We start from the raw sequence: 13,428 nt of genomic DNA, 5'->3' as shown, positions 1-13,428 counted from the left end.
ATTTAATCCTATAAATAATGAGATCCTTTTGACAAGTTTCTTTTTCTACTTTCTTCAATATCTTTACAGATGCTTTTCAAAAGGATAAATTCTTTTGAAAAACCATAAGCTTTTTTTATTCTTAATTGTATAAACATCTTAAAAACTCCTCGTTCGACTATTCTTATACTTTTTTTTATTGTAAACGGTAGCAATATGTTCGCCAGTTTTATTTTATACGATATTTCAGCCATATTATAGTATGCTTTGCTAAACATTCTTGATTTATTTTTTTGACGATATTCTCTATCGTGAATAACATAACATTGTGGCAATACTCCAATTTTAAGATCATGAAATACAACTCGCTGACAATAATTCTCATCTTCTCCATAATGAAAAAACAAGGGGTCAAATCCTCCAACGGTTTCCAAACATTTGCGAGAAATTAACCAGGCAGCTGCATTGATAAAAGGCACTTCATAAACAGCAGCCAAGTTATTTCCCAAAACAAAGTCAGAATAAAACTGACCCGTTTTTTCTTTGAGCATAAAATTAGAAAAGTTGTTATCTAGCTTTTTTTGATCACCTGTTATATGAATTGGGCTTAAAACACCATAGTTAGAATGTTGTTTTTGAAAGACAACCAATTCATCTAAAACTGAATCCACTAAATACGCGTCCTGATTCAATAAAAACACATGTTCTGCACCTTGATCCAATGCATAACGAATGCCAATATTGTTGGCTTGACCGAAACCTAAATTATCTGCTTGCCTAAATATTGTAACATCTGGATAATTGGTTTCAATAAAAGAAACGGTTATATCTGTGGAAGCATTGTCAACTATAATTACAGCGTAGGCCGCACAGCTATCTAGACATTTTTTTAGCCATGGCATGCCGTTATAGGTTACAATTATGATATAAGTTTTAGGCATGTTGACACACTATAATATGTTGAAAAGTCACCAAATCTTTATTTAAAAATTTCAAAACTTTAGCCTTCCAATTAAATTTTGACCCCATGGCATCACGAGATCTGTATTTACGTTCATAAGTTAAAACCTTTAGGTTTGCAGAGGATACCAAGCTATAAACATCTTTTCTTGTAAACCAACGCAAATGAGTCTTATCAAATATGCCTCTCTCATTTCTTGGCCATGTGCCTTTAATATAAATTTGAATGAACAATTCGATATGAGCTATATTTGGAAGAGAGATAATCACCTGACCATTCGGTTTTAGTTTTGAGACCAGGTGCTTTAAAACATAATATGGATCGTATAAATGCTCTAAAACATCACCAAATAGAATATAATCAAAAGTTGATGATTTACTCATAATCTCGTCGAGAAAAGCACATTTGTTTAAATCTCCACGCCACACTTTTGTATTATGCTGAGCAGCTTCTTTGGCCATATCATTGTCATACTCAACACCATAAACCTCTTTTGCTTTATGATGTTCTAATAAATATCTGCCATTAACTCCCAAAGCGCATCCAACATCCAACACGATATGATTTCCTACAGGGATGTATTTAATTAAATCAGGGCGCAAACCAATATAAGAACTATTATATTCAGACATTATATTCAATAGTTGTTAGGTTGATATGGGATTGGAAAAATAAATTTCCCCAACTGCCATTCCAGTTGGAAATATAATCGCCATCGTCTTCCATTTGTAAAATTTCAAAAGCTATCGCTTGATACGCATGATCCATTCTCTCCAAATTAGAGTTTTCGACACTCCCTTTGGAAATAGAAAGGTTTAAATAATATACTCCAACAGATAAATTATGGTTCGGCAATTCTAGCTCAACAATATGTTTTCCTTCCTTTAAAATCATGTTTTGAGTAAAAAACGATCCAATAGCGGTATCGTCAAGAGCACATATTGACCCAGTTAAGCAAACTGCCTTCTGTATATTCTGATATACTTCAAAATAAATATCAAATTTAAGAGCTCCTCTAATCGTTGTTTTCTCGTTTTTTGCTATTATTTTAATCATCGAAAGCCTATGATCTGTAATTCCTCTTCGATGCGATTTATTAAAATAAACCTCTTTGTGACCAATAGCGTTTGCTTCTGAAATATAAAAATCAACCGCATCATCCACCTTTCCTTCAAAAACAATCGCCCCATGCTCCAAAACAATCGCCCGAGTACACAAACTTTTTACCGCCGCCATATTATGACTCACAAACAACACCGTCCGTCCCTCTCCTTTGCTAATATCCTGCATTTTCCCAATGGCTTTCTTCTGGAACTCGGCATCCCCCACCGCCAGCACCTCATCGATCACCAAAATATCAGGCTCTAAATGTGCGGCGACCGCAAAGGCCAAGCGCACCGTCATCCCCGAAGAATAGCGTTTGACAGGTGTGTCAATATAACGTTCGCAACCAGAAAAAGCAATTATCTCGTCCAATTTACTGGTGATTTCTTTTTTGGTCATTCCCAAAATAGCACCATTCAAATAAACATTTTCACGGCCGGTCATTTCTGGGTGGAACCCGGTACCTACTTCCAAAAGTGAGGCAATACGGCCTTTGGTCTTGATTTCGCCTGTGGTGGGGGTGGTGACCCGGGATAGAATTTTTAACAACGTTGACTTCCCGGCACCGTTTTTACCGATAATACCCAATACTTCACCGCGCTGTACTTCAAAGTTGATGTCTTGTAATGCCCATACGTAGTTACTATCCGCTTTTATGCTTCTATCATTCACAGAACCCACTTTTAAATAAGGATCCTCTTTCCCGCGAATCCCAGCCCACCATCGGTTCAAGTCATGACTGATGGTGCCTGTACCTACAGAACCTAATCGGTATTGCTTGCTAATATTTTCGGCTTTTAAAATGATGCTCATTTTCTGTTATCGATATTCGGTTATCTGTTTTCTAACCTCTTTTTTCTATTCTCAAAACTATCCTCTCACCTCTCAAATACTCACCTCTACCCTCTCACCACTAATACCTCAAGCTTACTACCTCAAAACTAAACCGTATCTATAAACGACTTCTCCGTTTTATTGAAGATTATTAAACCTACTAAGAACAACACGATACTAATTACAAAAGTATATCCAAAACCTGACCAACTGAAGGTGCCTGTATTTAAAAGCATGTATCTGAACCCTTCAATAATTTGGGTTAAGGGATTGTATTCTACAAAAACTGCCACCGCACTTGGAAACTTTGCTTTTGCTTCACTGACAGGATAAGGCACCGCAGAAACATACATCAATAACTGCACGCCAAAACTAACAAGAACCGTTAAATCTCTATATTTGGTGGTCATGGAGGAAATAATCATGCCCAAACCCAAACCCAAGAGCGCCATCATCACAATATAAACAGGGAGTAAAAAAATATGGTTATTAAAGCCCAAAGTCTGCCCCTGAAATGCATAATAGCTATAAAATCCGATAAAAATGCCCATTTGAATTCCAAACTTTAAAAGATTTGAAATGGTAATGGACATGGGCATAATGACCCTTGGGAAATATACTTTCCCAAAAATGCTTTGATTGGTTGTAAAGGTACTGGAAGTTCCTGTGAGGCATTCCCTAAAATAATTCCATGCAGTAATGCCTGCTAAATTAAATAGAAACGGGGGCACCCCATCAGTTGAAATCTGTCCGAGGTTATTGAATATTAAGGTAAAAATAACCGATGTGAACAAGGGTTGGATAATATACCATAAGGGCCCTAAAATAGTTTGTTTATAGACCGTAACAATATCCCGCTTCACAAAAAGAATCAGCAAATCCCGATAACGCCAGATTTCCTTAAAATTAAGGTCAATAAGTTTATGTTTTGAAGAAATGGTGTACAACCATTGATCTTGTGGTGTCATGAGAAAAAAAACATTTTTTACTGAGCTAATATAAAAGAAAATATGGAGTTGTAGCTAACTTTTTGATTGTGACTTATAAAAATCGACCATTTGAAGTAAACCTTCGTGCAAGGTGGTCAATTCCCGATGTAAAATGGCCTTCATTTTGGTGACATCAGGACAACGGCGTCTCATATCACCCTCTGTAAGAGCCGGTAAATGGATTATTTCAGACTGAGACCCTGTCACTTGAATGATTTCTTTGGCAAGTTCTAAAACGGTCATTTCACGATCATTCCCCACGTTCAACACACTGTTCTTATAGTCCTCATGCAGGGTTTCAATACAAGTGGCAATAGTGTCATCAATATAACAGAACGAACGGGTCTGTAGACCATCACCATGAATTTCTATAGGCTTTCCTGCCAAAGCAGCTTTTAAGAATTTAGGCACCACAAAGTCCAGGCTCTGATGCGGCCCATAGGTATTAAAGAATCGAAAAATAGTATAAGGCAGACCGTATTCCTTTTCGTAAGACCTAAAAAAGGCTTCGCCAACATTTTTAACAATGGCATAGGGCAACCGCGAATTGAGAGGCGTGGTGTTTTCATTTTGCGGGATTTCAAAAGGTTCGCCATAAACTTCAGACGAACTGGAAAAAAACACACGCTTCACGTTTGAATCTTTTGAAAGGGCTAAAACATTCTTAATCCCTTCAATATCCTCTAATACACCAATGGGATGCTCTAAAGTACGCTTTACCCCAACAACTGCTGCAAAGTGAAATACGTAATCAAAGTCAAAACGCTCAAAAACGGGATGGATATCATTATAGATATTGACATCGGCATTGATAAAACTTACGTTGGCAGCTTTTGGTATTTTGTTGACATGCCCAGTAGACAGATTATCGACAATGGTAATGTTGTAACTCTCGGTTTTAGCCAATTGAGTAGCCAAGGCACTACCAATATTACCAGCACCACCAGTGATCAAGAAATTAGTCATATTATATATTGAGTATTAAAGATGTCCATTTATCATTAACCCATCTGGAATCAAAAAACGAATATAAAAAAATAGACGGAACTACGTGTTCTAAATAGTTATAAAATTGAAGTTTAAAATAAGCTCTCCATTTTGGCTAGTTAATTAAGTGTGGTTATTTAACTTGACAAATATTTTATATTAAGCCAACTAGAAGTGACGTGTTTAGTAAATAAATTCCAAGATTAGATATATACTAACAATCCGGCTCCCCTCTTTGGAAAAAGAGGGGAATGAATTTACCGTAGTGCAACGGAGGTAAAGAAAGGGGAGTTTGAATAAGCCGGTTGGCCTAATAATTTACAGCAGTGCAACGGAGATAAAGAAAAGGGAAATTATAATACAAAGTTCAAAGCTATGACAAGAACGAATAATTCTAATTATTAAATTGGAATACACTTAATTCATTCTTCTATATAACTATCATCCAACTTTTGATCATATTTTTTCTCTAATGATTTAAGGAAACTAGAAAGCTCAATTCCTCTATAAAAACATATAATTATAACTGTGGAAAACGGTATCTTATATCCATTTGTTTGATTTATTTTTGAAACAACATGCTGATGAATTCCATGGATACGCCCCAGTTCCCTTAAAGATAATTTTGAATCAAACAACTCCTCAGAAATATAATTGCAAATATATTTATCAGCCAAATAAACCTTTTTTGGATTCTTACTTTTATCTGATTTCTCTAAGGACATATTACAAAAGAAGATAAATTATTAATTTATTTTGAGCATCATCGTGCTCAGTTGATTTATTTTAGTATATTTGAAGCGATATATAATATATTTGCGTTTCTTCTAAAGAAAGTTATTAGAAGCATACGCTTTGAACCTCGCATAAGAAAACTGGCGTTTTTAAAACCACGAGAGGATAAGCAAGATGCTCACGACCCGGGCGTGGGCTCGCTTATTGTGGTATGGTATGCCAGTACCTCTTATGCAGTAAGTTGAGTCCCACGCCTTCTCGTTACCAAACGTCAGGGTAATCTACTGGCATCAGCCATCGGATCGGACACTCCACTTACAAAACCTCTTAGATCTGCAATAAGCAGATATAAATGTGATATGCTATTATTCATTTAATAATTATAAGTGTCTATACATAGTCTGAAAAAATAAACATTAACAAAAAAGCAATATCATCAGGAGTTCTGAACGAAGCACATAGCAGAATTATATGACATAATCAATTTTAAACTGAATATCTCCAACCTTAAGGATTAGTAGCAGCACCCTTAATTATAGTGAAAACGAGTAGTAGAATTAGTCCTGGGAAAGGGCCGTTGTAGGTTGGAGATCCCTAAAAACAAAACAACGGCCTACTTCCCTTTAATTCTTAACTGCTATTAAAATTAAATTTAAACAATATGCCTGTGAAATAAATCAATCCTCAACTCCTAGCTCCTAGCTCCTAGCTTCTAGCAAAAAAAGACCCGCTCCCAGTTTTCGACGACAGTTGAGCAGGTCTACAAGTTAAATAGTTACAAACCATTAACCAATACAAAACTATGATAAATAATCATAAATCAGTAAGATGGCGGCGCATTTTTAGCTGTAATCTTCTTTTCTTAATCTTCACTTTGCCCATCATGGCTCAGGATCTGTTGGTCACTGGCAAAGTTACCGATGGCCACTTGCCCATCTCAGGCGCAAATATTCTTATTAAAAACACCAAAAATGGTGTAGTATCAGATTTTGACGGGCGCTACAGCATTACCGCCAAACCAACAGACACCCTTCTGGTCTCCTATTTGGGTTATACTACACTTACTATCCCCATACAAAACCGTACCACTATTGATGTTGCATTGCAAGAAGATGCGACCGCTTTAGGAGAGGTGCAAATTAACGCTGGTTACTATACTACTACAGATCGCGAAAAAACGGGAAGTATTGCACGTATAACCGCCAAGGAGATTGAGACGCAACCTATTAGCAATCCAATGGCAGCCTTGCAAGGAAAAATGGCAGGAGTAAATATAACACAATCTACTGGAGTACCAGGTGGTGCGTTTAATATTCAAATTAGAGGCACGAATAGTTTAAGAGCGGATGGTAATACACCATTATATCTGGTTGATGGCATTCCATTTGGCACAGAAAATCTTGGAAGCACGTTAATATCAGGAGCTGTTCTTACTGGCTACGGTATTAATCCATTAAACAGTCTCAATCCAAAAGATATAGAAAGTATAGAAGTGTTAAAAGACGCAGATGCAACAGCCATTTATGGATCTCGTGGCTCAAATGGTGTGGTGCTCATTACCTCGAAAAAAGGAAAACCTGGTAAGACAAAATTAAATATCAACAGCTATTCTGGCATTGGCAGTGTTTCAAGAAAACTTAAATTAATGAATACCCAGCAATACCTAATCGTCCGTGAGCAAGCTTTTATAAATGACGGCTTTACTGAAATCCCTTTTTATGCTTATGATATCAACGGCACTTGGGATAGAAATAAATATACTGATTGGCAAAAAGAACTTATTGGCGGAACAGCATATACCAATAGCACTCAAGCAACATTCTCTGGTGGGGCAGAAAATACCAGCTTTTTGCTAAGTGGGACTCACTACAAAGAGACAACTGTATTTCCCGGTGATTTTGAATTCAGTAAAAAATCGGTAAGCTTTAACATCAATCACAGTTCTACCGATCAAAAATTTGAATTACTACTATCCAGCAATTATTTAGCTGACACGAATGATTTGTTAGCAACAGACCTCACTAGACAGGCCTATACTCTAGCGCCAAATGCTCCCGAACCATTTAATTCTGACGGCACTCTTAATTGGGAAAATTCTACTTGGGATAATCCTTATCGTTATATAAATGAAAAATACTTGGCTCAAAATAATAATTTAATTTCAAACGCGATGCTACAATACCAGCCATCAAAAGAATGGTCGCTCAAATTAGGACTAGGCTTTTCCGATTCTCAACTTCAAGAATCTAAAGCCTCTCCTCATACCATCTATGACCCATCTTATGGTTTAAGTAGTAAAGAATCCTCTCTTACCTTAAATGACGCTAAAATGCAATCCTGGAATATTGAACCTCAAATAGTATTTCATAAAACTATTTTATCTGGAACAGTAAATGCTTTAATTGGAACTACTTTTCAGAATAGAACTAGAAAACAAAACGGATTATACGCTCGGGGCATTTCCAACAATAACTTAATAAAAAATTTAGCAGCAGCTTCAAATATTTCGGCATTAGGAACAAATAATACTGAGTACCGTTATAATGCTGTTTTCGGACGTTTTAACTATGCTAGGGCTAACAAATATTTTCTAAACTTTACTGGACGCAGAGATGGATCTAGTCGTTTCGGACCTGGAAAACAATTCGCTAATTTTTGGGCTCTGGGCGCTGCATGGCTCTTTTCAGAGGAACATATATTTAATCAAAATAAAAGCTGGCTGAGTTACGGGAAATTGAGAGGAAGTTATGGAACTACCGGTAGTGATCAAATTGGAGATTATCAATTTTTAGATACATATAGTTTATCGGGGTTAAACTACCAAGGAAATACTGGACTGAAACCAACCCGATTATTTAATCCCAATTTCAGTTGGGAAACTAATAAAAAAATGGAGCTAGCCATTGAATTAGGAGCTTTCAATGACAGGTTAATGCTCTCTATAGCACACTATCAAAACCGCTCTTCAAATCAATTAGTCGGAATTCCGCTACCCGGTACAACAGGATTCCCTCTCGTAACAGCAAATTTAGATGCTACTGTACAAAACATAGGTTGGGAATTTGAAATGCAAGGTAGAATAGTTCGTAGTGATAATTTAAATTGGACAACTTTTCTAAATTTCACTGTTCCAAAAAATAAGCTAATTGCCTTTCCTAATTTAGAAGGTTCCACTTATCGGAATAAGTTTATAATTGGAGAGCCTTTAGATATAACCAAAGTCTATCATTATACAGGTATGAATCCTCAAACTGGCATTTATGAATTTGAAGATGTAGATGGGGACGGTCTACTCACCTCTGCAAATGATAGAAAAAAAATAATTAGCAGCGCCCCAAAATTCTTCGGCGGATTTCAAAATAATATCAATTATAAAAATTGGCAATTTGATTTTCTATTCCAGTTTACCCAGCAACTGGGAAGGAACAATAATTATTTAGGGGATTTGCCTGGTGTTGCGAGCAACTTGTCAGTGGAGTTTAATAATGCGTGGTCAGCTGTTGGAGATGAAAGCAACATACAACCATATTCAACAGGAATAAATGCAAATATAACTACAGCGTATAATAGATTTACTACTAGCGATGCAGCGTTTAGCGATGCTTCATTTGTAAGGCTAAAAAACTTTTCTATATCCTATACTTTGCCAAAATCATTTTCCTCAATTGTGGAGTCTAGTGTCAACATTCGAGGACAAAATCTATTGACAATTACCAAATATAATGGTCCTGACCCAGAAAACCAGTCTGTAAGGCTGCCTCCTTTACGCATCTTTACATTTGGTTTAGATTTAAATTTTTAACCTTATTTAATACGACATTATGAAAACTATAACAAAATTAAACTTCGCCTATATAATACTTATAATCAACGGAATAACACTCCTAAATTGTGAAGATTTTATTGAAATTGATGTGCCAGATTCCCAGTTAACTGGAGAAACAGTGTTTAATGACATTAGTTCCGCAGAAGCAGCAGTTTCAAATATTTACAGTGAACTATCAAACAACACCTTGGTTTGTGGAAACAATAAAGGCGTTTCAATATTACTAGGAAGTTATTCAGATGAATTACAAACTTATAATACCGGTATTCCAGAGTTCGTCTTCTTTCAAAATAATCTTACCAGTTTCAATGCGTCTGTAACGTCCATTTGGAATGGAAGCTATAACTTAATTTATGCAACTAACGCTGTATTTGAAAGACTTAAGAGCTCAACAGCTATTCCTATAAATGATAAAGAGCGCATATTGGGTGAAGCTCTCTTCACAAGAGCATTTATCCATTTTTACCTTAACAATATATTTGGTGAAATACCTTATATCACTACAACTAATTATACAATAAATTCAAAAGTAAACAAATCGACAACCCCTGAAATATATAGTTTATTAATTGCCGACTTAGAAGAAGCTAAACTACTTTTAGCTTCCAAAACTCCAAGCCCTTTAAAATTGCGTCCTTCGTACAATGCTGTCAAATCACTTTTAGCTAGAATACATTTATACCATGAAAATTGGGAGGATGCTAAAAATGAAGCAAATGCGGTTATCAATTCAGAAAGTCTCGTTTGGATAGAATCGCTTGAAAGTGTCTTCTCAAAAAATAGCTCAGGAACCATTTGGCAACTCATGCGTAATCAAGAAGGGCTTCCAACCTATGAAGCTCAAAGCTTCATTTTTACATTAGCTCCACCTCCCAATCGCGCATTGAGCAACGTGCTAATGGATGCTTTTGAACCCGAAGATTTACGTAAAGAAGTCTGGACAGGACATGTCAAAAGCGAAGAAAACATTTGGTACTATCCCTATAAATACAAACAAATTGTAACGGACGGGGAATCAAGTGAATATTCCATAATGTTTCGTATAGAAGAACTTTACCTAATAAGAGCAGAGGCGCAAGCCCACTTAGGCGAATTGGAAGGTGCAAGAAATGATATCAATAAAGTTCGTAATCGCGCTTCATTATCGAATACTTCAGCTGAAACTAAACATGAACTTCTAAACGCTACAATAAAAGAACGTCGTATCGAGTTTTTCAGCGAATTGGGACACCGCTTTTTCGATTTAAAACGCACGGGGCGCTTTAATACGACGTTAACTCCTACAAAGCAAGGCTGGGATGCTACTGATATCTTGTGGCCTCTGCCAGATTCTGAACTATTGCTCAATCCAAATCTACTGCCTCAAAATGCAGGATATTAACAATCAAGCGAACTAAAAAATAATAAATATGACATCAAAACTTGTGTGTTTCAAAATAGTATTTCTCATATGTTGGATTAATCTTGCCCAGGAAAAGAAAAATCTCACACCAGAAGATTATAAATTATGGCATACTCTTAATATGGGTACTTCATCGTATGATGGAAATTGGGTGTCCTACAAAAAATCTTATAAAAATAGCAAAGATACTTTATACTTGACAAATACGAAAACAAAGAATCTCTATGTCCTTCCCAATGGTTATAACGAGCATCTAACACCAAATGGCGATTGGTTTGGCTATATGGAAACAAATACATTAAAACTTCTTGAAACAAAAACTGGCAGAAACTTGAGCTATATAAATGTAATACAATATGATTTTTCTAAAGACGGTATGTATCTCATATATATTCAAAAAACACCAATATCAAGTTTAATGAAAGTCAAAAATTTAGAGACAGGTTACGAACATTCATTTGAGAATATCGTTAACTATAGTATCAATCCTTTAGGCATAAATATAGCTATTTTACAAAGCAATGATAAAAATAGAATCATCAAATTATTAAGACTGGCAAATTTAAAAGACCCAGAAACTTTATCAATTTATCAGGATTTTGAAGTGGAACAATTGACTTGGAATAAAACGGGTAGTGCTTTTGGATATGCCCTTACAGACAAAGAATCTAAGATTAACAAAATTATATTACACAGTGATATAGAGGAAAGACCAACAGCATATACATTAGCTTCAACATCTGTTGAAAGTTTTTTAAAGAGTAGACATGTTGCTAAAACAAAGTTGTTTATTTCTGATCATGGAGACAAAGTATTCTTTGACACAGCAAAAACAGAGAAATTGGATATAGATAACGACGTAAAAATATGGAAGTCAACTGATAAGCAGTTTCCTAATAGAAAGATTGCCAATTACCATCAATGGAATGTTTGGGAACCAAAACTAAATACGATTCAGAGAATAGAAAATGATTCTTTAGTAGTATGTGGTTTAGCTAATAACCTAGATAAAGCAGTACTTTTAGACAATAATCGCTATTTACCGTTGTACAAATTTGGGGATAGATTTAGTGACGTTTATATCATGGATTTGGACTCTGGATTTAAAACGAAAATTCTTGAAAAACAATTAAGAATACATAATCATTTAATTACATCACCTAATAGTAAACATATTGCATACTTCAAAGATAAAAACTGGTGGAGCTATAATATAGAAACAGGATTACATAAATGTCTCACTAAAAATTTAAACTCTAAATTTAATAAGTCAAAAAGTGATAGGCTAGATACACATCGAGCTCATGGTTTTGCTGGCTGGACCACTAATGGAGAAATAATGGTTTATGACGAATTTGACATTTGGCTTTTATCAATTGAAGGCAATTATTCGGCAAAATTAACAAATGGCTCCAATGATCAAATTAAACACAGAATATATACTTATGCATCTAAATTAATACGTGATAGTTTTTTTGGTTATGGCTCAGATTACCAAGATATAAAAAGCGGGATATTAATTAGCACAATGGACAATAAAACTTATAATGAAGGTTTTGGTTTATGGTCGGTAGAAGAAGGTTTTAAAAGTTTAATTAGTAAAAAGCGTAAACTAGGGTATATAAAACGAACCGAAGACTTAAAATCATTCCTATTTACTGAAAGTTCATTTGATGTTTCACCTAAGTTAATGTTACTTAACAAAAAAAATGAACAATTCACGATTGCTTTCTCAAACATTCAACAAGATTCTTTCTATTGGGGTAAATCAGAATTAATCCACTATTTCGGAACTAATGGCACAGAATTGAAAGCAGCACTTTTTTACCCTGCAAACTATGATTTGAATAAAAAATATCCTTTGATTGTTTCTATTTATGAGAAAAAATCAGATTCATTACATCAATACACATTGCCTTCCATTACAAATTATGGGGGTCTAAATACTACAAATTACACTTCTGAAGGATATTTTGTATTAATGCCAGATATCTCCTATGAACTTAACAACCCCGGTAAATCTGCACTTAATAGTGTGCTGTCATCAGTTGACAAGGCAAAAGAATCGGTTTCGATTGATGAAAATAAAATTGGTCTAATAGGTCATTCCTTTGGAGGATTTGAAACCACCTATATAATTAGTCAAACAAATCGGTTTAAGACAGCAGTTGCAGGTGCCGGTGTAACAGATTTGTTGAGCTTCTACTTAGATATAGATTCCTCTAACCTCTCAAACATGGAACGATTTGAAAGTGAGCAATTTAGAAACCAAATTCCTTTTACAAATAGTGAATTTGATAATGAGTCACCAATTATGAACGTTAAAACGATGAAAACACCTCTAATGTTGTTTATAGGAGATAAAGATCAAATGGTGGCTCCTTCATATAATATTAAATTATTTGCTACATTATGGCGCTTAAAGAAAGACATTGTTTTACTAATATATCCAAACGAGGGTCACACTATTCTAAACGAAGATCATTTAAAAGACCTAACTATTAAAACTAAAAACTGGTTCGATTATCATTTAAAAGAAAGCCTAGAACCAAAATGGTTGAAAAAATAATTATAAAAGGTGTCTTTTCAAGACACCTTTTATCCATTTAAA

At 35.2% G+C, this 13,428-nt stretch carries 9 protein-coding genes; 3 read left to right on the top strand and 6 right to left on the bottom strand.

All coding sequences use genetic code 11. The annotated features are described in order from the left end of the window. Positions 1–8: 8 nt before the first annotated feature. The 6 genes from G525_RS20945 to G525_RS0112515 form a co-directional block, all read right to left on the bottom strand. Complete coding sequence (locus tag G525_RS20945; protein WP_035479636.1) at positions 9–920, bottom strand: glycosyltransferase family 2 protein; 912 nt, start codon at positions 918–920, stop codon at positions 9–11. Further along, positions 913–1,572: a class I SAM-dependent methyltransferase gene (locus tag G525_RS20940; protein ID WP_051209922.1), complete on the bottom strand. Its 660-nt coding sequence runs from the start codon at positions 1,570–1,572 to the stop codon at positions 913–915. Before G525_RS20940 ends, G525_RS20945 begins: the two co-directional genes overlap by 8 nt. Further along, positions 1,565–2,857 carry an ABC transporter ATP-binding protein gene (locus tag G525_RS0112530; RefSeq protein ID WP_027126474.1) on the bottom strand — a complete coding sequence of 431 codons (1,293 nt, stop codon included), beginning with the start codon at positions 2,855–2,857 and terminating at the stop codon, positions 1,565–1,567. The genes G525_RS20940 and G525_RS0112530 overlap by 8 nt, the downstream gene beginning before the upstream one ends. A gap of 128 nt (positions 2,858–2,985) precedes the next feature. After that, positions 2,986–3,846 carry an ABC transporter permease gene (locus tag G525_RS0112525; protein ID WP_027126473.1) on the bottom strand — a complete coding sequence of 287 codons (861 nt, stop codon included), beginning with the start codon at positions 3,844–3,846 and terminating at the stop codon, positions 2,986–2,988. A 54-nt stretch (positions 3,847–3,900) separates the two neighbouring features. Next, the gene (locus G525_RS0112520; RefSeq protein ID WP_027126472.1) at positions 3,901–4,833 is read right to left on the bottom strand and encodes an NAD-dependent epimerase/dehydratase family protein; all 933 of its coding nucleotides are present in this window, start codon (positions 4,831–4,833) and stop codon (positions 3,901–3,903) included. 443 nt (positions 4,834–5,276) lie between these two features. Then, positions 5,277–5,579 (bottom strand): hypothetical protein, encoded by a 303-nt coding sequence (locus G525_RS0112515; RefSeq protein ID WP_027126471.1) that lies wholly within the window; start codon positions 5,577–5,579, stop codon positions 5,277–5,279. Positions 5,580–6,391: 812 nt separating this feature from the next. Here G525_RS0112515 and G525_RS20935 point away from each other — a divergent pair. From G525_RS20935 to G525_RS0112495, 3 genes are read left to right on the top strand one after another with little or no spacing between them, the layout of a single operon-like run. Further along, the gene (locus tag G525_RS20935; RefSeq protein WP_084647759.1) at positions 6,392–9,391 is read left to right on the top strand and encodes a SusC/RagA family TonB-linked outer membrane protein; all 3,000 of its coding nucleotides are present in this window, start codon (positions 6,392–6,394) and stop codon (positions 9,389–9,391) included. Between the two features lie 19 nt (positions 9,392–9,410). Then, positions 9,411–10,796 (top strand): RagB/SusD family nutrient uptake outer membrane protein, encoded by a 1,386-nt coding sequence (locus G525_RS0112500; protein WP_027126469.1) that lies wholly within the window; start codon positions 9,411–9,413, stop codon positions 10,794–10,796. A gap of 28 nt (positions 10,797–10,824) precedes the next feature. Then, on the top strand, positions 10,825–13,386 hold the full coding sequence (locus G525_RS0112495) for a S9 family peptidase (RefSeq protein ID WP_084647758.1): 2,562 nt from the start codon (positions 10,825–10,827) through the stop codon (positions 13,384–13,386). Positions 13,387–13,428: the final 42 nt, after the last annotated feature.

Source organism: Gelidibacter mesophilus DSM 14095 (assembly GCF_000423005.1).
Lineage (GTDB): Bacteria > Bacteroidota > Bacteroidia > Flavobacteriales > Flavobacteriaceae > Gelidibacter > Gelidibacter mesophilus.
This window is presented reverse-complemented; position numbering and strand designations above follow the sequence as displayed.

What these genes read in the sequence shown, in the direction of transcription:
- G525_RS0112495 (WP_084647758.1), top strand. Translation starts at nt 10,825, where the DNA reads ATGACATCAAAACTTGTGTGTTTCAAAATAGTATTTCTCATATGTTGG.
- G525_RS0112525 (WP_027126473.1), bottom strand. Translation starts at nt 3,846, where the DNA reads ATGACACCACAAGATCAATGGTTGTACACCATTTCTTCAAAACATAAA.
- G525_RS20935 (WP_084647759.1), top strand. Translation starts at nt 6,392, where the DNA reads ATGATAAATAATCATAAATCAGTAAGATGGCGGCGCATTTTTAGCTGT.
- G525_RS0112500 (WP_027126469.1), top strand. Translation starts at nt 9,411, where the DNA reads ATGAAAACTATAACAAAATTAAACTTCGCCTATATAATACTTATAATC.
- G525_RS0112530 (WP_027126474.1), bottom strand. Translation starts at nt 2,857, where the DNA reads ATGAGCATCATTTTAAAAGCCGAAAATATTAGCAAGCAATACCGATTA.
- G525_RS0112520 (WP_027126472.1), bottom strand. Translation starts at nt 4,833, where the DNA reads ATGACTAATTTCTTGATCACTGGTGGTGCTGGTAATATTGGTAGTGCC.
- G525_RS0112515 (WP_027126471.1), bottom strand. Translation starts at nt 5,579, where the DNA reads ATGTCCTTAGAGAAATCAGATAAAAGTAAGAATCCAAAAAAGGTTTAT.
- G525_RS20945 (WP_035479636.1), bottom strand. Translation starts at nt 920, where the DNA reads ATGCCTAAAACTTATATCATAATTGTAACCTATAACGGCATGCCATGG.
- G525_RS20940 (WP_051209922.1), bottom strand. Translation starts at nt 1,572, where the DNA reads ATGTCTGAATATAATAGTTCTTATATTGGTTTGCGCCCTGATTTAATT.